Source organism: Plesiomonas shigelloides (genome assembly GCF_900087055.1).
GTDB classification, from domain to species: Bacteria; Pseudomonadota; Gammaproteobacteria; order Enterobacterales; family CAMTGL01; genus Plesiomonas; species Plesiomonas shigelloides.
On sequence record NZ_LT575468.1, the window covers coordinates 842636 to 866643 of the forward strand.

The 24008-nt window shown below is 49.7% G+C and carries 20 protein-coding genes; 16 read left to right on the top strand and 4 right to left on the bottom strand.

Annotation, left to right across the window (positions count from 1 at the left end; genetic code table 11):
- The first annotated feature begins 46 nt into the window (after window positions 1–46).
- The 6 genes from NCTC9997_RS03750 (at window position 47) to NCTC9997_RS03775 (ending at window position 8971) form a co-directional block, all read left to right on the top strand.
- On the top strand, window positions 47–1459 hold the full coding sequence (locus NCTC9997_RS03750) for a VasL domain-containing protein (RefSeq protein WP_064977343.1): 1413 nt from the start codon (window positions 47–49) through the stop codon (window positions 1457–1459).
- Between the two features lie 40 nt (window positions 1460–1499).
- A complete protein-coding gene (locus NCTC9997_RS03755; RefSeq protein WP_010862294.1) occupies window positions 1500–1787 on the top strand; it encodes a type VI secretion system PAAR protein in 288 nt (95 codons plus the stop codon).
- 27 nt (window positions 1788–1814) lie between these two features.
- A complete protein-coding gene (locus NCTC9997_RS03760) occupies window positions 1815–3845 on the top strand; it encodes a type VI secretion system Vgr family protein (protein ID WP_064977344.1) in 2031 nt (676 codons plus the stop codon).
- A 34-nt stretch (window positions 3846–3879) separates the two neighbouring features.
- A complete protein-coding gene (locus NCTC9997_RS03765; protein WP_064977345.1) occupies window positions 3880–6477 on the top strand; it encodes a glycoside hydrolase family 19 protein in 2598 nt (865 codons plus the stop codon).
- Complete coding sequence (locus tag NCTC9997_RS03770) at window positions 6464–7093, top strand: lysozyme inhibitor LprI family protein (protein WP_064977346.1); 630 nt, start codon at window positions 6464–6466, stop codon at window positions 7091–7093. Before NCTC9997_RS03765 ends, NCTC9997_RS03770 begins: the two co-directional genes overlap by 14 nt.
- Before the next feature lie 411 nt (window positions 7094–7504).
- Window positions 7505–8971, top strand: coding sequence for a C69 family dipeptidase (locus NCTC9997_RS03775; RefSeq protein WP_064977347.1), 1467 nt, complete (start codon window positions 7505–7507; stop codon window positions 8969–8971).
- 93 nt (window positions 8972–9064) lie between these two features.
- Here the strand turns inward: NCTC9997_RS03775 and fucA are convergent, their stop codons facing one another.
- Window positions 9065–9712: an L-fuculose-phosphate aldolase gene (fucA, locus tag NCTC9997_RS03780; RefSeq protein ID WP_064977348.1), complete on the bottom strand. Its 648-nt coding sequence runs from the start codon at window positions 9710–9712 to the stop codon at window positions 9065–9067.
- Window positions 9713–11041: 1329 nt separating this feature from the next.
- Between fucA and fucP the strand changes: the two genes are divergently transcribed.
- From fucP to NCTC9997_RS03810, 6 genes are all read left to right on the top strand, one after another.
- Window positions 11042–12349 (top strand): L-fucose:H+ symporter permease, encoded by a 1308-nt coding sequence (gene fucP, locus NCTC9997_RS03785; RefSeq protein WP_010862288.1) that lies wholly within the window; start codon window positions 11042–11044, stop codon window positions 12347–12349.
- Window positions 12350–12477: 128 nt separating this feature from the next.
- The gene (gene fucI / locus NCTC9997_RS03790; protein ID WP_064977349.1) at window positions 12478–14253 is read left to right on the top strand and encodes an L-fucose isomerase; all 1776 of its coding nucleotides are present in this window, start codon (window positions 12478–12480) and stop codon (window positions 14251–14253) included.
- A 74-nt stretch (window positions 14254–14327) separates the two neighbouring features.
- Window positions 14328–15803, top strand: a complete 1476-nt coding sequence (gene fucK / locus NCTC9997_RS03795) for an L-fuculokinase (RefSeq protein ID WP_064977350.1) — start codon at window positions 14328–14330, stop codon at window positions 15801–15803.
- Window positions 15797–16228, top strand: a complete 432-nt coding sequence (fucU, locus tag NCTC9997_RS03800; RefSeq protein ID WP_010862285.1) for an L-fucose mutarotase — start codon at window positions 15797–15799, stop codon at window positions 16226–16228. The genes fucK and fucU overlap by 7 nt, the downstream gene beginning before the upstream one ends.
- Before the next feature lie 52 nt (window positions 16229–16280).
- A complete protein-coding gene (fucR, locus tag NCTC9997_RS03805; RefSeq protein WP_064977351.1) occupies window positions 16281–16982 on the top strand; it encodes an L-fucose operon activator in 702 nt (233 codons plus the stop codon).
- Window positions 16983–17315: 333 nt separating this feature from the next.
- Window positions 17316–18032, top strand: coding sequence for an EAL domain-containing protein (locus NCTC9997_RS03810; RefSeq protein ID WP_071849677.1), 717 nt, complete (start codon window positions 17316–17318; stop codon window positions 18030–18032).
- Window positions 18033–18150: 118 nt separating this feature from the next.
- Here the strand turns inward: NCTC9997_RS03810 and NCTC9997_RS03815 are convergent, their stop codons facing one another.
- Window positions 18151–19095, bottom strand: a complete 945-nt coding sequence (locus NCTC9997_RS03815; protein ID WP_064977353.1) for a WYL domain-containing protein — start codon at window positions 19093–19095, stop codon at window positions 18151–18153.
- A 196-nt stretch (window positions 19096–19291) separates the two neighbouring features.
- Here NCTC9997_RS03815 and NCTC9997_RS03820 point away from each other — a divergent pair, with 196 nt between their 5' ends.
- The gene (locus NCTC9997_RS03820) at window positions 19292–19561 is read left to right on the top strand and encodes a DUF4258 domain-containing protein (protein WP_010862280.1); all 270 of its coding nucleotides are present in this window, start codon (window positions 19292–19294) and stop codon (window positions 19559–19561) included.
- A 92-nt stretch (window positions 19562–19653) separates the two neighbouring features.
- Here NCTC9997_RS03820 and NCTC9997_RS03825 read toward each other — a convergent pair whose 3' ends face one another.
- Both NCTC9997_RS03825 and NCTC9997_RS03830 read right to left on the bottom strand, forming a co-directional pair.
- Window positions 19654–20307 carry an HAD-IA family hydrolase gene (locus NCTC9997_RS03825; protein WP_064977354.1) on the bottom strand — a complete coding sequence of 218 codons (654 nt, stop codon included), beginning with the start codon at window positions 20305–20307 and terminating at the stop codon, window positions 19654–19656.
- Entirely contained in the window at window positions 20304–20597 is a 294-nt protein-coding gene (locus NCTC9997_RS03830; RefSeq protein ID WP_064977355.1) for a hypothetical protein, read from the bottom strand. The genes NCTC9997_RS03825 and NCTC9997_RS03830 overlap by 4 nt, the downstream gene beginning before the upstream one ends.
- Before the next feature lie 152 nt (window positions 20598–20749).
- Here NCTC9997_RS03830 and NCTC9997_RS03835 point away from each other — a divergent pair, with 152 nt between their 5' ends.
- The 3 genes from NCTC9997_RS03835 (at window position 20750) to gspC (ending at window position 23899) form a co-directional block, all read left to right on the top strand.
- The gene (locus tag NCTC9997_RS03835; protein WP_064977356.1) at window positions 20750–21667 is read left to right on the top strand and encodes a LysR family transcriptional regulator; all 918 of its coding nucleotides are present in this window, start codon (window positions 20750–20752) and stop codon (window positions 21665–21667) included.
- An 847-nt stretch (window positions 21668–22514) separates the two neighbouring features.
- Window positions 22515–22940: a type II secretion system pilot lipoprotein GspS-beta gene (gspS2, locus tag NCTC9997_RS03840; RefSeq protein ID WP_064977357.1), complete on the top strand. Its 426-nt coding sequence runs from the start codon at window positions 22515–22517 to the stop codon at window positions 22938–22940.
- A 38-nt stretch (window positions 22941–22978) separates the two neighbouring features.
- On the top strand, window positions 22979–23899 hold the full coding sequence (gspC, locus tag NCTC9997_RS03845) for a type II secretion system protein GspC (protein ID WP_064977358.1): 921 nt from the start codon (window positions 22979–22981) through the stop codon (window positions 23897–23899).
- Window positions 23900–24008 lie beyond the last annotated feature (109 nt).

Consider the following 24008-nt stretch of genomic DNA (forward strand, 5'->3'; position numbering starts at 1 on the left):
GCCGTTACGGGGCCATCAGGCCCCGAAGTGACAGGACCTATTAAAGATGCAAGATGCACAACAGGCGCTGAAAGTCGGGCAAGACCCACGCATGCTGCCGGAATATGAAGCGCTGCGCGCGGAAATTAACAAACTGAGCCACGCATCGCGCCCCGATGTGGATTGGCAACGGATCCATCAGCTCGCCAGTCGCATTTTTGAGATTCACGGGGTGGATTTACAAACCGCCATTTATTTCACCTTGGCACGTGCGCGCTTACAAGGGCTGCGCGGCTTTACCGAAGGCTGTGAGTTTCTGGCGAATCTGATTGTGACGCAGTGGGACACCTTCTGGCCGCCTCGGCATCAAGAGCGCGCTCGGATCGAGATGCTGGATTGGTTCATTGCCCGGATCAGCGATGTGATGCGCCAATACCCGATTAGCCATGAAGACAAACGGCTGATTTACCGTAGTGAGCGAGCGCTGCAATTGATCAGTGAAAAGCTGCATACCTCGGGGCTGAGTCGTGTGCCGCGCATTGAGAATCTGCTGCATTTCGTCGAGGGCTATAGTCATCTGTTTGATGAGACCGAGATTGTGATTGTGTCTGACGAACAGATCAGCAAAGTCGATGACATGCAGGTCCCGCCAATGGTGTTCTTCAGCCCTGACAGCGCGAGTGATGGTGCCGTGACGGTGGCACCAACCTTGCCACACGGCAGCATCTTGGTCGGCCGTGAAAAAGGGCAAGTGAAACCAACGGTACTCAAAATTGAGACCCAGCGTAAGCCAAAACCGGCATGGTTCTGGTTTGCCTGTGGCGCTCTGAGTTGTTTATTGCCCGCGTTGATTGCGTGGATTGGCTATGGCCAGCAAGAGAAAAAAGAGGCTGCGTTAGCACTGGTGCAGCCAGTGGCAATCCAGCCGTTGGCGCTGACCTATGACGATATTCGCCAAGCGCGATCTACGTTAGGTGAGCAGGCATTGCAGGGGATGGAGCGCCGTGTGTTATCTCGCTACCAGAGTCAATTGACGCAGGCTGAGCAAGCCTCGCCTTTGTATTGGTATCGCTATGGCGACAGCTTAAATCAGGCATTACAGATGCTGTATCCGGACTCTTTGGCCGTTAAAACTATGAACCAGCAATGGCAGGATGGCTTGCAAAAAAATCTCACCAATTTGCCATCGCTGGCCGATTACGATGCCGCTCGGGAAGGTGTTGATGCGTTATTGGAGCGTTTACAGGTACTCGAGAGTCAGCGTAAAAGCGTCAGTATTTCCTACCTCAAAACTCAGTTGTACGAAGTACAAAAGTCGTTGCTGACGGGAGCCCCGTTTGCACAGCGCTTGAATGCATTGGAAGCCAGATTGAGTGCGCAAGAGCCGATCAGTCAAGCCGATCTCAGTGCACTGGAAAGTGAGTTGAAAGCGTTCAGCGTGCGTTTGTATCAGTTGCAAAAAAGCCGCTCTGATAGCTAAAGGCCTCATTAACGGATCAGACGATCAATAGGAGCTAACTATGTGTCCTTCAATTGTATTGCTGGGTGATATCGGCACCGATCATGACGGCTTTCATCCTTCTCCGGTGATTGCGGCCAGCCCTGATGTGTTCTTGGACAACAAGCCGGTGGCACGGCAAGGCGATGCCCTTGAGCCGCACGATAAACCCAATAATCCCCCCCATCCACGCAGTATTGCAGCAGGGGTTGGTTCAGTGTTGGTGAATGGCCAGCCAATAGCGGTTACCGGTAAGCCGGTCGATTGCGGTGGTGTCGTCATCGGCTCTGGCAGTGGTCAGGCTGGCTGATAAGCGCGACAGAGAAGAGGATGGGTGATGACAGACAGTACGGGATTACAGTTTACGGTTAAGGTGGGCGCGCTGCCGCAAAACACCTTTGCCGTGGCGGCATTTGACTTGGATGAGCAGCTTAATACGCCGTTTTTGCTCAGCCTAGATTTGGCCAGTTTGCAACCGGATATCGATGCAGCTGACGTGTTGGAGCAGCCGTGCGAGTTGCTGATATGGTTTGATGGCGAGTTACAGCGCCGCGTGAACGGCGTGGTGAGTCAGTTCTCACAGGGTGATACCGGTTTTCGCCGTACTCGCTATAGCCTAGCGGTGCGCCCCGCGCTGTGGCGCTTATCGCTGCGCCATAACGCACGCATGTTTCAAGCCCTGACACCACAGGAAATCATCAGTATCTTGCTGCAAGAGGCTGGGGTGACTGATTATGCTTTTGCGCTCAAAGATAGCCATGCGCAGCGTGAATACTGCGTGCAATATCGCGAAACCGATCTGGCTTTTCTGGCGCGCTTAACTGCAGAAGAGGGGATGTGTTGGTATCACGAGTTTACCTCGGGCAAACATAGCGTGGTGTTTACCGATCATCATGCCGCGTTGCAGCAAGGCCCCGCGCTGTTTTTCAATCTGGCTAATCAAGGTCAGCAACACGGGCCGTTTGTGCGCCGTTTCCAGTATGTCGAAGCGGTGCGTCCGGCGGAAGTTGAGCTCAAAGATTACTGCTTCAAAACGCCGGCTTACGCACTCTCCCATCGTCAGCAAGGCAGTGCGCTTGCGCATCAGCAGGACCACTACCAACATTTTGATTATCCCGGACGTTTCAAGCAAGACCCGAGTGGTAAAGCGTTGAGCGGTTATCGCCTTGATGCGCTACGCGCAGATGCTCTTCGGGGGCAAGGTGAATCGAATGCGCCGCAGTTGCAACCCGGCATGGCCTTTACGTTAAACGAGCACCCGAATGCCAAATTCAACGTCGCGTGGCAAGTGGTTGGCATTCGCCATACCGGTCAGCAACCGCAAGCATTGGAAGAAGAAGGCGGTAGTGAGCCAACACTGTATTACAACCAGTTTGCGGTGATCCCGGCGGACATGTCATGGCGTGCATTGATGCCGCATAAGCCGATGGTGGATGGCCCGCAGATAGCGACCGTGGTCGGTCCGGCAGGTGAAGAGATCTATTGTGACAACTATGGGCGTGTACGGTTGCAGTTTCCGTGGGACAGATACGGCGCGAGTAATGAACAAAGCTCTTGTTGGGTGCGCGTATCGCAAGAATGGGCCGGTGGACATTATGGCGCCATGGCGCTTCCGCGCATCGGGCATGAGGTGATTGTGTCATTTCTGGACGGTGATCCTGACCAGCCCATAGTGACGGGGCGAACCTACCATGCCACGCAGCGCCCAGTGTATCCGCTTCCACAACATAAAACGCGCACAGTGCTGCGGACGATGACTCATCAAGGGCAAGGGTTTAACGAGCTGCGCTTTGAAGATCAGGCTGGGCAGGAAGAGATCTATATCCATGGCCAGAAGGATCTGAACGCTCTTATTGAGCAGGATGCGACTTGGCACATTACACATGATGAGCACTGCGCGATTGATAATGAACGCGTGACGCGGATTAAGGCCAATGATCACCTGACGGTTGATGTGCAGAAACGAGAGCACATCCAAGCTGATTACTCTTTGACCGTAGATACCAATATGCACCAAAAAGTGGGGCAATCCCTGTTGGTGGATACAGGCACTGAAGTGCACATCAATGTCGGAGAGAAATTGGTATTAGAAGCAGGCTCGGAGCTGACGCTAAGTGGCGGCGGTAGCTTTGTGAAGCTCGACCCAAGTGGCATCAAGCTGGTGGGTCCAGATATTAAGCTCAATGCAGGAGGAAGCCCAGAAGTGGGGACGAGTTGGGCGGGGCAGGCTCCCGCGCTTCCTAAAGGCATTGGCGCGGAGAAGGCTCCAGAGCCGGTTGAGCTGATTAAGGCACTGCCTACGGAAGAGGCGATGGAGGCATTGCTCAAAGAGCGGATGCTTAAAGTGGATTATCAACCGTCTGTTTGATGGCTTACGTATAATATAGGGTTGAACAGTAAAGATGAAAATCGTCTACCCCATGCAGTTGGCGGGAGAGGGTACTCCCAAGGAAATTGCATCACTTGATGAGTTTATTAGCCAGCTCAATAAATTAAATAGTGGAACCTTCCCTATAGGACGTAATCGTATTTGGCATGGTGGAGTTCACCTCAGCGAAAAAGGGGGATGGCATTCAAGCGGTGCTGTTCGTGCTATTGCTGATGGAGAAATTGTTGCTTATCGGTTTGCGACTGAACCTGCTAAAGCAACGCGTAAATCTGAAGCCGGGGAGCCTGAGCACGAGATTGATTTGTATACCTCTCCTTCGTTTTGCCTAATTCGTCACCGCTATGAGGCGGGAGAGAAAAATAAAAACAGCTTAACTTTTTATAGCTTGTACATGCATATAGCTTGTGAAAACAGCTATAGCGCTGAGCCTGAGCGGTATGTTGTTGATGGTAATGACGTCTCTATTTATAAGGGATCTGCGGGGTTGCAGCTTAAGTCTGAAGATAAATTAGGCATTGCGCGGAAAGGGGCTGAAGTTATTTTAGTGGATAGGAATAATTGGTCTGAGAGATACAACTTGCGCAATGAGCCTCAAATTTACCAATTGATGTGCTATGCCGAGCCCAAGGCCGGAGATCCTGAACTGTTTTATATTGCGGCAAAATATATCAAGGCCGAGTGTAAAATGAAACCTAACTGGCTGACTCCACCGGAAAGTAAGCCAGCTCGCTATACAGTACCTAATAATACATGGCTAAGAAAAACGGCGGACAGTACTGAAGAAAGTACTGGAGTACCTGCCGGTAGTGAAGTTGTGTTGTTAGGTGAGCAACAGATGGTAACGATTAACGGTGGTCTTACTGATTTTCGTCAAGTTCAAGTGTTCAAAGTGGGGAACGGAACCGTCAAGAATAGTGCTAATCAGGTGATGGCTAATGCTAGCAAGGGTTCGATTGGCTGGTTAGCAAAAAATAAATTCGGTGCGGCTTTAACCGCGGAATCTAGCATCCCGATTGAGTTTGATAAGGTTGTATTGCGTGATAGTAACCCAATAGCTGTTCAGGCAGGCGAGGTTATCGGCCATTGGGGCGAGCACCAAGTGGCAACGTCCAGTGCGAGTGGATTTAGCCTCGATCCTGATCAGAAGGCTGTACATTTTGAAGTGTTTGTCACTGAGAAAGATACGCAAGATAAGCAGATGCTTAACGATTGTATCCAGAACAAAGCGCAGGTAACCGGTGGTCAGGATTACTTGGTTATTAAGAAGAATGAGGTTGATACGTGCCGCCTGACTAACCATAAAAACCAACCAAGTTATAAGAATGTGGCTAAACTTGGTCCACTGACTGTCCCGTTGGCGGTAAAGAAGGCTGATATTGTTACTCATGGCACCCAAAAATTTGTTCGAGTACGCGAACGTGCTGCGGCAAAAGGGGAATTGGCTGGGGAATTTGTCTTATTGGCGGGTGATACTGAGTTACTAAGCCAACATGATTGGGGCAAGTTAGGGGTTAAACTCGTTGATGGCAGTAGTGATCCTGATGGGTTCTTGGATAAACAGGATACAGAAGGTCAGGAAGGTGGGGCATTTTTTAGCACTCTTTATGACCAACTAACTATAGATCGAGACAATGATAATGTACTGAGTGGCGACGAAATTAAATCTGCTTTGGCCGATGATGATTTGGCAAACAAGCTGCGCCGGTTATTTATCAAGCATGAAAGTGAATGGATAAAGCGTGATAAAGGGTGGCCACGTCTTCAAAAAGAGCTAGCTGACCAGCCTAAACTGTATGAATATGCAATGCAGGTACACAACAATATGGCTTGGGTTGAAGAAGCTAAAGAGATATTGGGCAACTCTAAAATGTGGTTTATTCATCCGGCTGGGATGATGGGGTTGGTGTCTGAGTTTTCAAAGAAAAAAATCACACTGGCCATGTTAAGAAAAATATGGAGTGACATAGGATTAGTCTCTGACGATTTACTAGATGTTGTTGCTAATGAATTAAATAGTAATATTGAAAATATGAAAATTAATACTAGTAACCGACTATACCACTTTATGGCTCAAGTTTACCAAGAGGTAGGTTCTTCTTTTAAGGTTGTTGAGAATTTAAACTATAAGCCAAGTGTTCTTATTGGTAAATTTGAATACTATTCTAAGAGGCCAGATGAAGCTGAGCAAGATGGAAGGACTCGAGAGCATCCTGCTAACCAAATCACTATAGCTAATAAAGCTTATGCTAATAGATATGAAAATGGTTCTGTGAAAAGTGGTGATGGTTATAAATATAGAGGTAGAGGCGCGAAACAATTAACGTTTAGAAGTAATTACAAGGAGTTCACCCGATTTAGTCGGGCAGAGTGGGGTACGCTTGATGATTATGAGTTGAATCCCGATTTACTTGTTAACATAGATATATCAATTCGCTCTGCATTGTTTTTTTGGCGACAAAAGAAATTATATTCCATAGCCGATCAAGGTGTCACATACGCTGAATCAAGCGCTATAACTAAAGTGGTTAACAAATATGATGATAGCTATCAAAAACGATTTAAAAATCTTACGTCATTTATTTCAATGGGAGTTTTTGATGATGTTTTATAAATTTTTCATCGCTGCATTTTTTTTCGTTTTTCCAAATAGCTCTGTTATGGCTACGGAGGTTTATGCTCGATTATTGAACGATTCATCTTGGGGTATATTCATCGAAGGAAAAAGTCATGAAATAATATCTTTTGAGTTAGATGGAAATGCTAGGGATGTTAATATTGTTGAAAAACATAGGCGAGAATGTAATTCTCAGGTTGTTGATGAAGTGGTGGTTAATTCTAACTCATCTAACGGTGATAGTGGTGAGGTATATTTTTATAAAATAGCAATATCCTCATCTGGTATAGTGATATTTTTTGATGTGTCCACATTAAGTTTAAATAAAAAAAATGGGCTTCAATCTTCACAGTCAGATATTTGCGATTATATAGATTCCGATCTTAATTTAAATATTTTGTATAAGAAGAAAATAAACACATTAAAATCACCTCTTCTGTTAGAGCGATTCAAAGACTCCCAAAGAAAGTGGTTAGCTTATAGAGATGCAGCTTGTCTTTATGAGTCAACTGATTTTAATTATGAGAGTGACGCTCCTTATATGAAGGCGGTGGGTCAAACCTGTATATCGAAAATTACTCTAGATAGAAATAAGTATATCGAAACCATTTAGATTTTATAAGAGTTAAGTTAATTGTATATTTTTAATTTAATTTTGCTAGGAATGGGTCTTAGATAACATGGTTTTTATTGTTCATGTTGACTTAAAATAATCATGTGGTAGATGTAGCGTAGTTTAGAGTTATTCAGACTAATTATAAATAATTGTGGGTTACTTGTACAGAGCGAACACCCCTGTGTAAGTAACCAAATTAGGATTCAGTATTTGCATCTATCTTAAATTTAAAACAGTACCATAAATCACCCCCCATACATTAATCTTCATGTTTTTATTTACCAAACATTACCACTCATCTCCGCTTACAAAATGTAACTCGCTGTTAATTTCGATGATTTGTGGAGGGAAAAAAGTCAGTCTACTGTTTTAGTCTCGGTGAGACAGAAGAGAAAAACGGAGTTCCTTATGAAGACCACGCTGCTTGCTGCGTTGATGACAGCGCTGTTTGCTGGACAGGTGTCCGCTTGTACCACCATTTTGGTGGGGAATCAGGCGTCGGCGGATGGCTCATTTATTGCGGCGCGTAATGAAGATTATTCCGCAACCAATGCCAAACACATGGTGAGCCATCCGGCGGCACATCATCAGAAAGGGGTTTTCAAAGCACACGGTAATGATTTTACCTATCCGTTGCCGCAAGAGGCGCTGAGCTATACCGCAATCCATGATTTTGATACACAAGATAAATCTATGGGCGAGGTGGGTTTTAACTCTGCTGGCGTGGGAATGACGGCGACTGAAACTATCTATAACGGTCAGCCGGTGCTGAAAGTCGATCCATATGTGGAAAAAACGGGGATCACCGAAGACTCGATCCAAACCGTGATTTTGCCGCGGATCCATTCTGCGCGTGAAGGCGTGGAATTACTGGGAAAAATTATTGAGCAGCAAGGGGCGGGTGAAGGTTTTGGGGTGGCGTTTGTTGACCAGCACGATCTTTGGTATCTGGAGACCGGCAGTGGCCACCAGTGGATGGCCACTCGTTTGCCTGCGGATCAATATTTTGTCTCGGCTAATCAGGGCCGGTTGCAAAAATACGATCCTAAAGATACGGCAAACTATTTAGGCTCACCAACCTTGATTAGCTTTGCTGAGCAGCATGGTCTGTATAACCCACAGCAAGGGCCGTTTAATTTCCATCAGGTGTATTCACAGGATGTCGAAAACGATCTGACCTATAACTATCCTCGGGTTTGGACTTTACAGCATATGTTCAATCCGGAGCTGAAAACCACCATTACTGATGGCAAAAACTTCCCAGTATTCCTAAAACCGGCGCAGAAGATCTCGGTCGCGCAGGTTGAACAGGCGCTGCGTAATCATTATCAAGGCACCAAACACGATCCGTATACGAACAATAATCCAGCAGAGCCATATCGCCCGATTGCTGTGTTCCGTACACAAGAGTCGCATATTTTGCAGGTTCGCCCGAACTTACCCAAAGCCATTGGAGAGGTGGAGTATGTGGCTTATGGAATGCCAGCGCTGAGTGTGTACGTGCCGTATTACCAAGGTATTCAGCACTATTTGCCAGGTTATGATAAAGGCTCCGATCAGGCAGATAATGAATCGGTAAACTGGAAATACCGCAAACTGCAGACGCTGGTGATGCAAAACTACAACGCGTATGCCCCTGATGTGCAACGCGCTTATAAAGCGTTCGAAGAACAAACCGCTGCGCGGCAAGCAGCGATGGAGCAAGAGTATCTGAAGCTCTATAAAACCGAGCCTGCTAAAGCGCAACAAGTGCTGCAAAAGTTTGAAGATAAAACCATGCAAGCGGCGCTTGATTTAACCGATAAATTGACCAACCAGGTCTTTACTAAAATGACCCATGACACGGATATGAAGTACCACTTCGAGGGGGCGTGATCCGCGGTTATGAGTGTTTGATGTGAATCAATGCAGAAAAGCGGTGCTGAGCACCGCTTTTTTGTGTCCGAAAGGCGGAGATGAGAGCGTGGCTTACTCTTCAATACGTAAACCGTAGGTTTTGAATTTCTCCAGCACCACAGCGATCTCTTCGTCTGACAGCACCGGCACTGGATCGGTAATTGCCAGTGTCGTGAGATAAAGGCGCGCTAATACTTCGACTTCATGTGCTAGCCACAGGGCCTTGGTTAGGTTTTCTTCGCAGGCGATCAGCCCGTGATGTTGCAGCAAGGTCGCTTTACGGTATTTCAGCGCTTTAATGACATGTTCAGACAGCTCCCGTGTGCCGAAGGTGGCGTAAGGCGCACATGGAATGCTGTTGCCGCCAGCGGCGGCAATCATGTAATGAATCGCAGGGATCGGGCGGTTGAGAATAGATACCGCTGTGCAGTGGATAGCATGGTTATGCAACACGGCATTGGCATCAGGGCGTGTTTGATAGGCGGCCAGATGGAAGCGCCATTCACTCGATGGCAGCTTACCGGCTTCATGTTGGCCATTGCCATCAATATAGACAATATGATCTTCGGTCAATTGCTCGTAAGGAATGCCGGTTGGCGTGATCAGCATACCATCACGATAACGTACGCTGACGTTACCGGCAGTTCCCTGATTCAGACCCAGTCGGGTCATCTCCAGACAAGTCGCAATAATCTCACGAGCCAGTGTTGCTCTTTCCATGCTGTACCCCTTTTACGACGAGCGTCATCTATGTTCGGTTATATTCAATCAGTGATAGGCGATGCCGGATCACCGGTGTTGGCCTTGAGTATGTGCTGGCGCCAAGTAAAGCGGTTTGGCAATACGTGATAATCGCACCAGATGAAAGCGTTAATGATTACGGTGTTTCGATATTTCGTTTTGGATTTTAATTTCGATAATTCGTTAAATACGTCTGCTTCTCTATACCCGTCTCTATATGTGAGTCTCGATAGAGGCAGTGAGTAAATTGTTGTTGAGTTATCTTCAGCTTAATATCGGTTGAATTGAATTTTTCGCGTTTATTTTGTGACGTTCGTCAATAGGAATTACTTTCTTTAAAGTAAACCCTATGTTTAATCGGGAATTATTTTGTCCGTTTGTTTTGTTGGGTCGCTAAAACGGGCATTAAATATGTGCGTGGCTGTATGAATGACCGTTTTTGATTATTACGCGCTTATTCGGTCATGATGTATTTGGTATTTGTGTTTTTTCTTTAGGGAACGAATCAAACGGTCAGCGGTTTATGTGGTGATAAAGTGATTAAATTCACATTTTAACCGGATGAAAGGGGGCGATGTGAGCCCCGTCATATTTTATTCGTGTTAGGTCTTTAAATTAATTGTCAGCAACACCCGCAAGCAGAAAGAAATGAAAAACAAAACAGAAACAAAATACAAAGAGTGCAAGCCAATAGAGCTCAGCAACAGAGATAAAAGTAGAGTAAGAAAAGCTAAATCTGACTGAGGGTTTTTTATCGTACGGATTGTTAAATCGCGAAGCTTTTTATGGCATCACTGGCGTGGTGTCATGAATAAATTAGATTGTGTGATTTAATGGCGGTGTGATGAGGCCTAAATCAGGATTATGAAAAAATCAGGTAAGAAGCGTATTACAGGTAGCAAACTCTGTGGCATAACAGCGCTGTTATCTGGCTGATGTTACTGAGCTTGTTGCTTACGCTTGGCGCTGAGAGACCGGTTTAACCTGCTCTTAGCTCTGCGGTGATGTATGCGGTTACCTGATGGTTATCTTACTTAGGTTTCCTTTTTCGGCAGCAGTGCTGCGCTGAAAAATGGGCCAATGACGTTAATCTGCAGCGCATTATGGTGGGCGAATGGCTATTCATCCACAGGCGTATTCTGGCGTCAGTAGTAGAAAGAATAATGCATTGCATTGCGACCAATTCCTTCTGAACTGCGGGACATCCCTACAGTCATGTTCCTGATTATTGTTCGGTTTGACCGTAATAAATAACAGCATGACATAAAAATAATGATGCCCTACCCGATAACCAATGGAGTGTTAGCCATGTCAGAAATAACGACCAAAAGCACGGAGGCTGCGGACATTATTGCTGGTAATGCACCGTCAGCCGAGGTGGTGCCTAAGAATATTCTGATCCCGTTTATATTACTGACCAGTTGTTTTGCATTGTGGGGACTGGCCAATAATATGACCGATGTGCTGATTGCACAGTTTAGAAAAGTATTTACCTTGACGGATATGCAATCTGGTTTAGTGCAGACTGCTTTTTATGGTGCCTATTTTTGCCTGGCTTTACCCGCCGCGCTCTTTATTAAACGGTTCAGCTATAAAGCCGGCGTGCTATTAGGCCTCGGATTATTTTGTACTGGCGCATTGTTATTTTATCCCGCCAGTCAAATTATGGAGTATGGCCCGTTCCTGATGGCGTTGTTCGTGCTGGCCGGTGGTTTATCGATTCTGGAGACCAGTGCCAACCCCTACATTATTGCGATGGGGCCACAAGAAACGGCCACTCGCCGTTTGAATCTGGCGCAATCGTTTAACCCGATTGGCTCTATCACCGGTGTCTTGATCGGTAAGTTCTATATTTTGTCGCAACTGCACCCCGCAACCGATGCTGAACGGGCGGCCATGTCGCCGGAAGCGCTGGGTTCTATCCAGTCGGCTGAATTGTCGGCGGTGATGGGGCCGTATGTGGTGGTAGCGCTGGTTATCATGCTGGTGTGGTTAGCCATTGCGTTTACTCGCATGCCAGTGGCCAGTGATACCGGTGGCAGTGACCAGAGCCTGAAGAGCAGCTTTGGGCGCTTGCTGGCCAAGAAATACTTTGTGCGCGGTGTGCTGGGGCAATTTTTCTATGTCGGTGCGCAGATTGGTTGCTGGTCTTACACCATCCGTTATGTGATGACGGAAATGGGCGGTAACGAGGCGGATGCATCTACCTATCTGCTGGTGTCTATCGTGTTGTTCTCGGCCTCACGTTTTGTGTGTACCGCCATGATGAAGTTTATCTCACCTGCGGTGCTGTTGGGGTTACTGGCTTCTCTGGCGTCACTCAGTCTGCTGCTGGTGATGTTTGTGGGCGGGATGACCGGCATTTATGCGTTGGTCGCGGTATCTGCCTGCATGTCTTTGATGTTCCCTACCATTTTCGGTTTGTCAGTGCACGGCCTGGGTAAAGACACTCAGTTTGGTGGCAGCTGCTTGATTATGGCCATTTTGGGCGGCGCGGTACTCACTGCGATTATGGGACAAATCTCCGATATGGCCGGGATCCGGATGGCGTTTGTTATCCCGATGCTGGGCTTTATCTACCTGATTCACTTTGGTTTTAAAGGTCACAAGGCCTAAGAGGGAAGAGGGCCTGCCGGTCAGGCCTCTTCTTGAGACGCATTAACAATCATTTTCATAACGCGATTCTGACAGCAGGCTGGCCAAGGCCGCTCTGACTTGCTTAGCCGATTACATGAGGTAACCCGATGAAAACGAAATTAAGTCTGCCAAAAGTAGGGATCCGTCCGGCGATTGATGGCCGCCGCATGGGGGTGCGTGAATCACTGGAAGAGCAGACCATGAGCATGGCGCGCGCTACCGCAGCGCTGATCAGTGAAACGCTGCGCCACCCTAGCGGTGAGCCGGTTGAGTGTGTGATTGCCGATACCTGTATTGCTGGGCTGGCCGAATCCGCGGCCTGTGAAGATAAATTCAGTCGCCATAATGTGGGCCTGACCATTACCGTGACGCCGTGCTGGTGCTACGGCAGCGAAACTATCGATATGGATCCGCAGCGCCCGAAAGCCATTTGGGGCTTTAATGGCACTGAACGTCCTGGGGCTGTCTATCTGGCCGCAGCGCTGGCAGCGCACAGCCAAAAAGGGATCCCAGCCTTCTCGATTTATGGCGAAGATGTGCAGGATGCTGGCGATAACAGCATTCCGCAGGATGTGCAGGACAAATTGCTGCGCTTTACGCGCGCCGGTTTAGCGGTGGCCGCCATCAAGGGTAAGAGCTATCTGTCGCTGGGCGGCGTTTCGATGGGGATCGCCGGTTCAATTGTCGATCATGATTTCTTTGAGTCTTGGTTGGGGATGAAGGTGCAGGCGGTGGACATGACCGAGCTGCGTCGCCGTATTGATCAGGGCATTTATGACGAAGAAGAGTTAGCGTTGGCGCTGTCATGGGCGGATCGGCATTTCCGCTATGGGCCGGATCTGAATAGCGAACAATATCGCCGTTCGCCGGAAGATAACTACCAAGTGCTGCGTGAAAGTCTGCTGATGGCGATCTGTATCCGCGACATGATGCAGGGCAATCCGAAGTTAGCCGAAAAAGGATGGGGTGAAGAGGCGCTGGGGTATAACGCAGTGGCCGCCGGTTTCCAAGGTCAGCGTCACTGGACCGATCAATACCCGAATGGCGATACCGCCGAAGCGTTGCTGAACAGCGCGTTTGACTGGAATGGGGTGCGTCAACCGCTGGTGGTGGCGACCGAAAACGATAGCTTAAATGGCGTCGCGATGCTGTTTGGCCATCAGCTCACCGGTACGGCACAAGTGTTTGCTGATGTTCGGACGTATTGGTCACCGGAGGCGGTACAGCGAGTGACAGGCCAACCGCTGACCGGTCTGGCGGAAAACGGCATTATCCACCTGATTAACTCCGGCTCGGCAGCGCTGGATGGAACCTGTCGTCAGCAAGATGCGGAAGGGCGTCCAACTATCAAGCCGCATTGGGAGATTAGCCAAGAAGAAGCGGATGCGTGCTTGGCGGCGACCGAATGGTGTCCGGCGATCCACGAATATTTCCGTGGCGGCGGTTTCTCATCTCGCTTCCTGACCCGCGGTGGCGTGCCGTTTACCATGAGTCGCGTCAACTTAATCAAAGGAGTTGGGCCGGTTCTGCAAATTGCTGAAGGTTGGAGCGTCGAGCTGCCGGATGAGATGCATGACATTCTGGACAACCGCACCAATGCCACTTGGCCGACCACCTGGTTTGTACCGCGCCTGACTGGGCAAGGGCCATTCCGCGATGTCTATTCGGTGATGGCAAACTGGGGCGCTAACCACGGTGTGCTGACAGCCGGACACGTGGGCGCTGATTTGATCACGTTGGCCTCTATGCTGCGCATTCCGGTTTGCATGCATAACGTGGCTGACGAAGCGATTTATCGTCCATCCTCGTGGGCGGCGCATGGCATGGATAGCGAAGGCCAAGATTATCGTGCCTGCAGTAACTACGGTCCGCTGTACAAATAAGGGCTTTCCTTTGCGCTTACGTTGAAATTACCTCAGTGGGCGGCTATGCCGCCCACATTTGCCAAGGAGCCTGTATGACTCATGATGTGGTTTTGGTTCTGGATTGCGGTGCGACCAATGTCCGAGCCATTGCGGTTGATTCACGCGGTAATCGGCTGGCGCAGGCAGCGGTCGCCAATGCCAGTGCGCCGGGAGCGGAAAATCCCGATTGGCATGTGTGGTCTTTGGATGCCATTTTGCAGCGTTTTACGGATTGTTGTCGGCAAATCATGCCGCAATTACAAGGGGCGCGAATTCATGCGCTGACGGTGACCACGTTTGGCGTCGACGGCGCATTGGTGGATGCCAAAGGGCAGATGTTGTATCCGGTGATCAGCTGGAAATGTCCGCGCACGGTGGCCGAGATGGAGCAGGTGGCGCGCTATATTGATGCGACGCAGCTGCAAACCCTGTCAGGGATTGGGCAGTTCAGTTTCAATACGCTGTACAAACTGCTGTGGTTTAAGCATCACCGCCCTGATGTCCTCGAACAAGCGCATGCGTGGCTGTTTATCTCTTCCCTCATTAATCAGCGTTTGACCGGTGAATTTACCACCGATCGCACTATGGCAGGCACCAGCCAGTTATTGGATGTACGCAGCGAACGTTTCAGTGACGAAATTTTGCAGCGTACTGGCCTGCGCAATGATTTATTCCCCCGAATGGTTTCCGCCGGTGAGGTGGTTGGGGCATTGCTCCCGCAGATGGCTGAGCAATTGGGCATACCAGCGGGGATCCCAGTGATTTCAGCCGGTCACGATACTCAGTTTGCGCTGTTTGGCTCCGGTGCTGGCTTAGATCAACCGGTCTTATCCTCCGGCACCTGGGAAATTTTGATGGTGCGCACGCCGAATGTGAACACGGCACTGTTACCGGCACATGCTGGCTCAACGTGCGAGCTAGATAGCTGTGCGGGGCTGTTTAATCCGGGTCTGCAGTGGTTGGCCTCTGGCGTTTTGGAGTGGGTGCGGGAGTTGTATTGGCCGCAAGTCGCACGGTCAGACGCTTATCCACAAATGATGGCGGAGGCGGCGGCGGTAGCGCCTGGTTGTGACGGATTGGTGATGGACAGCAGCTTGCTGTCGGCCAAACGGCAAGCGGGTTGGCGCGGCGCGTCACTGAATACCCGTCGCGGGCATTTTTATCGGTCGGCGCTGGAAAGCTTGAGTGGGCAATTGAGCCATAACTTGAACGTGTTGCAAACCATTGGTGGGTTTACTGCCGAGAGTTTGCTGTTGGTGGGCGGCGGCAGCCGTAACAGCCTGTGGAATCAAATCAAGGCCGATATGCTCGGGTTGCCGGTGCGCGTATTGGATAATGCTGAGACCACGGTGTCGGGAGCGGCCATGTTTGCTTGGAGTGGCGCGGGACATTTTAGCTCACCAGAGCGGGCGCGCGCAGAAGTGGCGCTGACCTATCATGAGTACTTGCCAAGCGCGCAGCAGGCGCAGTACCACGCGTGGCGTGAACAGCTGGCGAGTCAAACCGAATGTGAGAGTGAATTATGCTGAAGAATATTTCGCCGTTAATTTCACCGGATTTACTGAAAGTGCTGGCGCAAATGGGGCACGGTGATGAGATTATTTTTGCCGATGCACACTTCCCCGCCCACAGCATGGGCCCACAGGTGTTACGTGCCGATGGCGTGAGTGTTAGCGATTTGCTGGCGGCCGTGATCCCACTGTTTGAGCTGGATAGCTATGCCCCGCCGTTGGTGATGATGGCCGCTGTCGAAGGGGATAGCCTCGATCCGCAGGTGGAGTTGCGTTACTTGCAAGCGCTGGCCGGCGCCGATGCGCGGCAGCCGTTACCGCCGGTGCAGCGAATTGATCGTTTTGCCTTCTATGAGCGAGCACAACGGGCCTTTGCGATCGTAGTCACAGGAGAGTGTGCCAAATACGGCAATATCCTGTTAAAGAAAGGCGTGACCCAGTAATCTTGCCCTGCTGCCGCCTGCGAGGTGTGGGCGGCCTTGTGCAGGAGGCAGGATGAAAAGCGAACGCCATCAGGCTATTGTGCAGTTATTGGCACAGCATGAAACACTGTCTACCGAGGCGCTGGCGCAGATGCTGGCAGTCAGCAAGGAAACCATTCGTCGCGACTTGAATGTGTTGCAGAAACAAGGGCGCATTGTGCGCCGTCATGGCCGCGCGGCCGCCATCGGATTGGGTAATCAAGACAGTGGTGATCCGTTTAGCTCCCGTCTAAAAAGTCATTTTTCCAGTAAAGCCGATATCGCCCGCCAAGCATTGTCATGGATTGAGCCGGGGATGGTGATTGCGTTAGATGCCAGCTCGACTTGCTACTATTTAGCGCGGCAGTTACCGGATATTGATATCACGGTATTTACCAATAGCGTGCGTATTTGCCAAGCGTTAGCGCGCTGTCAGCATATCCGGCTCATCAGCTCAGGTGGGGTGCTTGAACGCAAATATGCCTGTTATGTTAATCCGGCTATTCTCTCCCAATTACGTCATCTGGAGATCGATCTGTTCATTTTTTCCTGTGAAGGGATTGATGCGCAAGGCGAGCTGTGGGAGTCCAATGCCTACAACGCCGATTTTAAATCTTTGCTGCTTAAGCGCGCATCACAATCATTGTTGCTGAGTGATAAAAGCAAATTTAATCGTGCGGGGGAAATTCGGATTGGTTCGCTGGCAGACGTCACGCAAGTCATAAGTGACACTTAGTGTGTAATTTTATGTTTACGCTTTACTGCCATTAGTCAAGCACTATTGTGTGTGGTATTGATTGTTCTGTGTGCTCAAGTTCAAAAAAATGAGAAATATATTTCGTCTAAAAAATAAACAATGAGTTCTATTTATCGCGCTTTATTGTAATACATTATGTGTTATCAAAACATCGTATGAAATAAAATGACGGAATATTGTCAGCATTACGTTCCACATCAAATGTATGCTTATTCACCTCGTTTTACATCGAATTTTCGTTATGGTATACCTTCCCTAGCATCTGCGGGATGTTATTTAAAATGCCCTTATATAAAACGAAGATAATTATAAATGTTAAACAACGTTCTCTTTAAATATAAATATAGAGAAATGGAGTTCGGAGTCATCGCGCAACCAATAATTGAAAATAGGACTAAGAAAGTCAGTTCTTTTGAATTACTTTCACGAAGTATCGCCATTGATTGCGTGGACAGCTTCTTCGGAACCCTTTCGGCCTCTGATGTGACAAAAGTTAGCTGCATCCAAATGAACCAAATTGCTGATCTTTTATCGGTCAGTAATAAAGGTGATAACCTGCGTGTACATGTGAATATTCATTACAAAACACTATTTAATGCCGACTTTATAAAGTTGGCTAAAAAAATAAAATGGGTTAATTTTGCCTTTGAGATTAATGGTTTTGAATGTGATGCGGAACAGCTAATTAAATTAAAAAACGCCTTTAAAATAATTCAATCTTTTGGTCATGAAATATGGTTGGATGATCACGGCGTCAATAATGCGACAGTCAGCTTGTTACTGGACTTACCTTGGGATGGGGTAAAGATCGATAAAGAGATTGTCTGGCGTAGTTCGCAAGAGCAACTCTGTGCCTTAGTGCATTGCTGCAAATGTTATGCAGGCAAAGTGACGCTAGAAGGGGTGGAGGATGAGTATCTGCAAGACTTGTCGGTGTATGCAGGATCAGATTTTAGCCAAGGCTTCAATTGGCGCTTGTTAAATAAGGGCTTTTTTATGCAAGAAAGCCCTCTGCTGCTCGAAGCGTGACGCCATGACTGCGCCACAAGCTCGACTCCGAGTGGATGTGTTGCTTGTGGCTACCATGCGGATTGTTACGGCGAGTTGTGATTACTAGTGATAAATTCGCCGATCAATGTTGTACGGCTTACGCGTAAGCCGTGCTTGCAACGGTAATGGATGGCTGCAAGTCGGCACTTTTAAGTTTAAATGTGCAGCCTTGCGCGATCAGTTCGGCGCGATTTTTCAAAATGATCGGCGCATGTGCCGGTTGCTGATGATGCTCATCATCAAAGCTGACTTGCATCCGCTCCAGTGCGTAATGCATCAGCGGCATGCGCTGGGTTAACAACAAATGTCCGTCGTCCATCGCGTAATCGGCGGCAATAATGGCTTGTTGTCCGGCGCTCAGATGTGGATTGGGGATAATCTCGGCCGTAACCAAGGTGTTCCATTCGACATCGTGCTCGCGGCCATGCTCGGAGGCATCCAGCAAATCCGGTTCACCGCGAAAGCGGCTCATCACAAAATCCAAATACTCGCTTTTTTTCTCGCAATACGCGCGCACATGCCAGCGGATCCCATCATAGACCAGAGTGTGCGGCACGATATTGCGTCCGCTTTCCTCTTCTGAGCTGAGTGACACATAGTTCACATCCACCCGTAACTGACCGCGTGCTGCTTGCACCAACCCGCGCACAATCACCGGATCGACATGGCGAGTGGGGACATCCAGCATCTCGATATGGCCGTAGCGCAAATCTAGCAGCGGGAGCGTAAGTAGCGCTTGTTGCTGCGATTGCACGGCGTGCTGCTTTTCGCGGTGCAGCAGCGTCAGGTATTCATCAACCTTTCCTTGGCTAAACTGCGGTTTAAATTCGGCGGTAGGGCGATAACCTTTTAGGGAGTGGTCATACTCTAACCCTTGCGGAGCAAAATCATTTTTATAGCGGTTGATGTCCCGTGAGGCCTGCTGGCGACCAATATTAAAGGCGGTACACAGGTGGTTGGTAGTCAGGCGACCTTCCCATTGCAGGACAATCTCTAGCAGACGAAAGCGTAGCGTCTGATCCCAAGTTAGCTCCGTGCTCATGCGGTGTGCTCCAAAATGCGACATGTTGATGTAGCCAGTATCGGCATGACTACACAGGCTACATATACTGACAGGGTGAATAGGGCGCGTCAAAAATATGTGACGATGGGTTTTGTTAGTGAGCGTCAAATTGACCATACTGAATCGAGCGTCCTTAACACCCCTTCGTATCTTCATTTGCTTAAGGAGTGAGCCTATGTATAGCCGACATGCACAACAACGGATGCAGCAGCGCGGCATTTCGAGTCAAGCCGTGGAGTGGTTGCTGGATTTTGGTCATGCTGATTATCATCGCGGACGGGAGATTTTCTTCTGGAGCCGCAAGAGCTTGGCGCGCCTCGCGCAACAGACCAGCATCAGTCACCAGCAGTGTCAGCGTTTACGCCGCCACTATCTGGTGCTGGATGACGGGGAGATAGTGACGGTAGGTCATCGCACGACCCATTTTAAGCGCGACCGCCACTAGTTACTCGCACATGGCCTGCTGAGCTCGGCGTGTGCATTTTGCCGATGCCTTACGTGGATGGCTCTGGCGTGGGTGACTTTGGCGTAGATGATTCAGGCAGATAGCGTGATGCAAAGCGGACCTTGCGCCGGACAATCAATCGTAATCTGCTGCCAATCGCGGATGATCGCGCGGACATCTGGATGTTGTTTTTGCTGGCCGCCGACTTGAATCACCTGACAACCGGCTTGCAAAGCGCTGGTGATCCCTGCATGGGCATCTTCAAAGACTAAGCAGCGTGCCGGTGCCAGGCCAAGGCGCGCCGCGGCCAGTAAATAGGGCTGTGGATCGGGTTTGCCATGAGCCACATCTTCTGCGCCAATCAGCAAGGCGGGTAAAGGTAAGTCGGCGCTTTGCAATCGCTGACGCGCCAACGGATGGCTGGCGGATGTTACTAGCGCCCAGCGCGAGGGAGGGAGGCGTTGCAGCCATTCACGACAACCGGCGATGGCATGCACGTCGGTGGTTAGGCTGAGCTCCAGCGCATCTAGGCGCGCTGCTTCGGTGGCAATGTCCAAATGAGGGGCAATCGTTCGGATCACCTCTTGCGCGCGCTGGCCATGGCATATCGCCAGCACCGGCTCTGGCGCTAAAGCGTGCCATTGACACCATTGTCGCCAGACCTTTTCTACCTCGGTGGTGGATTGTACCAGCGTGCCATCCATATCCAGCAGTAATGCCTCGGCCTGCAGTTGTAAGTGCTTCATGCGATCACCTGTACGGGTGCAGGGTGGCCATTTTTGCTGCGTGCGAGACGGGTGGTCAGGACTTGCAGCTGCGCGTGCTGGTCATAACAGTCTAACGCCTGCCGGCTGTCTGTGGCGCGAATGGTGACCGGCCCGACAATAAAGCCTTGGCGTAATAAACTGACCAGCAGCTCACCGGTTTCTGGTGCCTCGAGGGGTTGGGCGATCACCAGAGGCTCTTTGATTAAAAACAAAAATGTTTGGCTACTCTGTGCAGGGCGCAGCAGTCGGGATTCGGTGGATGTCGACATAGGAGAACCTCGTTAGATAACGAAATAATTCACTGAACGCAAAGTGATGCATCGTGATGAATACAGTGTTGTCCCGCGCGGATGAGACTATTAGAACAAGTCAGTTAGATAATTTATAATCAATAAATCGCCAATTTCGATAACTAAATGGAATGAAACTCGATCTTCGACAGCTACAAGCTTTTGTCACTGTGGCGCAAACTGCCAACTATCGCGCCGCCGCCGAGCGCTTATTTATCACCCAACCTGCGCTTACCAAGCAGATCCAGGTGTTAGAGCAGACTCTTGGCTGCACCTTATTTCATCGTGGCCGACATGGTGCGGAGTTGACGGCGGTGGGTCGTCAGCTGTTGGTGCAGGCTCAGGCGTTGATTGAGCAGGCGAGTGAGTTCGAGCGTCATGCGTTGGCGTTGGCCAAAGGGCTGGCCGGTCAGTTACGCATTGGTTTTGGCTTGTCGAGTTTTGTGTTGGCGCCGTCATTGGTGGCGCGTTTTAAGCAGCAGGCTCCGGATGTCATGGTGCATTTGCAGGATATGCCATCGGCGGTGCAGCAGGAAATGCTGCTCTCTGGCCAGTTGCAACTGGGCTTTATGCGCCGGCCACGGGGCACTACCTTGAGCGAGCATCGTTTGCTCAGTGATCGTCTGGTGCTGGCCGTGCCGACCAGTGTGGTGGGGGCGGATCCGGCTGCGTTTGATGTGCCGGCGGCGCTGGCCAGTCAGCCATTGCTGCAGATGGTGGGGCGGCGTTGTCCGGGCTTGAGTCAGCAAATTGCTAATTTCTTGGGCGCTAACCGCTTAACTGGAGTGATTCAAGAAGCCGAGGATATCCAAACGCTGGTGGCTTTGGTGGCGGCGGGGATTGGTAGCGCGATTTTACCGCATAGCGTCAGTTTTATAGCCGGGCCAGCAGTCACCTTGTTTCCGTTGACTGGGCCGCATTCTCGCTGGGAAATCAGTTTGGTGTGGAATCCGGCGTTAGCCGATCCGCTGCGTGACCGGTTTGTCGCGCTTGCCACTTCGCACTATCCGCAGCCGGTGCATGCCGTGTGTGAGTCGGCGCCGCAATAACAGCGGGGTAATAACGCGGTGGTTGATGTGGCTGATTCGGTGGATAAGTGAGCTATCGAGCCATTATTGTATTATTTTAAATATTGGCGCTTATTACTTCGTCAGAATAATTTACGCCAAAACTCCTTATCGTCATTTATATGGCGTTAATCTTCGCATTCTCCGTCAGTAAATAGTCATTTCATATTGAGATTGAATATTCCATTGGTATTTGTTTGCCATTTATTTGACTGTTTTCTTGGCTATTTATCTTACTATTTCCGCAAGTTGAATTGTCATTGAAGAGTGCTATTTTTAAGTGCCGTGATATTTATTTAGCAAATGGTGTGAATCTACGAGCATAAGAAATCTGTTTGTTGTATTGGCGCTATTTTTTATGACATTATCATGCCCGCTTATTGAAGCACGCTTATCTTGAGTGCTGTTTTAAAGCGGATTATTCATGTGATAAATAAGTTATCTCGGTAAGGGATAGGTGATTAGTCATATAAATTATCTGTGGCCGTGCAAACAATAGCAAATAATCATATGTATGATGTCTGTGAGGCTAAATATTCCATCGGCTATAGGGTGCTGGGTTTGTGTATATCGACAGTTTATTTAGGTTGATGCGCGGTTATAGCGCGTGGCCATGAATTGCATGATTAAATACACGATGAAACCACAGCAATAACTAACGCTCTAGCGTACTGACTCTCTGACTTATAGGGTTAATCACCGCTCAAGGCGGTAATGTGATTATTCGTTTAGGCAGCCTTATATCATACCTATTTAAATGGCATGCCGCGGCTGTCTACTCGTTTACGTTTAAGCTGAATTTGGGCTAATGCCACACGTTAGGTTGAGAATGAAACAATACGGTTATATCGCTTCGGCAGTCTGTCTGCTTATTTTATCTGGCTGCAGCACCTCGACGAAAAACAGTGTGGCGGAAAGCATTGCTGAGAGTCAGGTACAAAAAATTAATCAAAGCCTGCCGGCAAAAGCGGCCGGTTATACGTTGGTCTTTGCACAGCAGCAGGGCGCGGAAATTGGTTTGACCTTGGTGGCGGATAATCAAAGTGCTGCGCGTATGAGCCCGAGCGCTGTGCTGGCTGGTTATCAGCAAGGTTTATGTAGCGATCCGACGGTACGAACCTATTTGGCGAAAGGGGTGAGCTACCGGCTGCAGGTGAATAATCTGCAAGGGAGCAGCCTGCAAGCGGCGCACCTCACGGCAACACAATGCGCGAATCAGTCCTATGCCCGCGCGGCTAACCGCGCTGGTGAATGATTTTCTGAATATGACGAGTGGAACGAGCAGGGCGCGCAATGACAGCTCATCGACGGTTTAAGTTGCCCAGTGCGCCGTGGCGTGGGGCATGGCGTGCGCAGGGGCGCCGTATATCGGTGCGCCTGTGCTGTGGCTTTTTGCTGTTACCGGCCAGTTTGTTGACGGTAGGGGCGATCAGCTACTCGCTGTGGCAAGCGCTGACGTTCGATCCGGTTGCGGTCAGCGTAAGTTCGCCAAGGCACGATGCGGCTCTGTCTGCGAATTCGGCATCTGCAACAGGCAGCGCTGATGCCGAGTCGCTAAATTGGCAGCGGGTAGCCCAGCAACATTGGTTTGGACGTCCCGCACCGGTAACGGCTGTGACGCCACCGCCGCCAGCGGTTTTAAAAGAAACGCCGTTAAAACTGGTGCTGCGCGGTATCTCCGCGGGGCGTTTTCCTTCGGCGGTGATCGATGCGGCGGGTAATACCCAGACGTACGAAAAAGGCGATGAACTGCGCCGACATAACGCCACCGTGGTGGATATTCAGCCGGATTTTGTGGTGCTGTCGATTAATGGCCGTTTGGAGCGTTTGAGCTTTCCGGCTGAAGCCGAGCAAGCCGGTTTGCTGACCGTGACGCGCACGGCTGCGCCCACCCAAACCGAACTGTCGTCAATGGCAAAGGTGCGGCAAACCTTGGCCGCGGATCCGCAAAAGTTATTCAGTTTTCTTCGTTTTAATCCCGTGAACAAGGATGGGCACAGGTATGGATGGGGGGTCGAGCCTGGGGCTGACCGCACCCTGTTTGATGCTGCCGGACTGCAGCTGGGGGACATCGTGGTGGCGCTCAATGGTCAGTCATTGACTGAGCACGCCAAAGCGATGGAGCTCTTGATGACGCTACCGGCGATGACCGAATTGGTGATGACGGTTGAGCGGCAAGAGGCGCACCACGAGTTGCGCATTCCCCTGCGTTAATGAACCGGCACTCAGTAATACAGTGCTGAACCACTACTTCAGTGATCCTGTACCAAACGGTATTCCATCCGGGAGAGATTTCCATCGTGTTGTGGCCTAACAGTTTTGT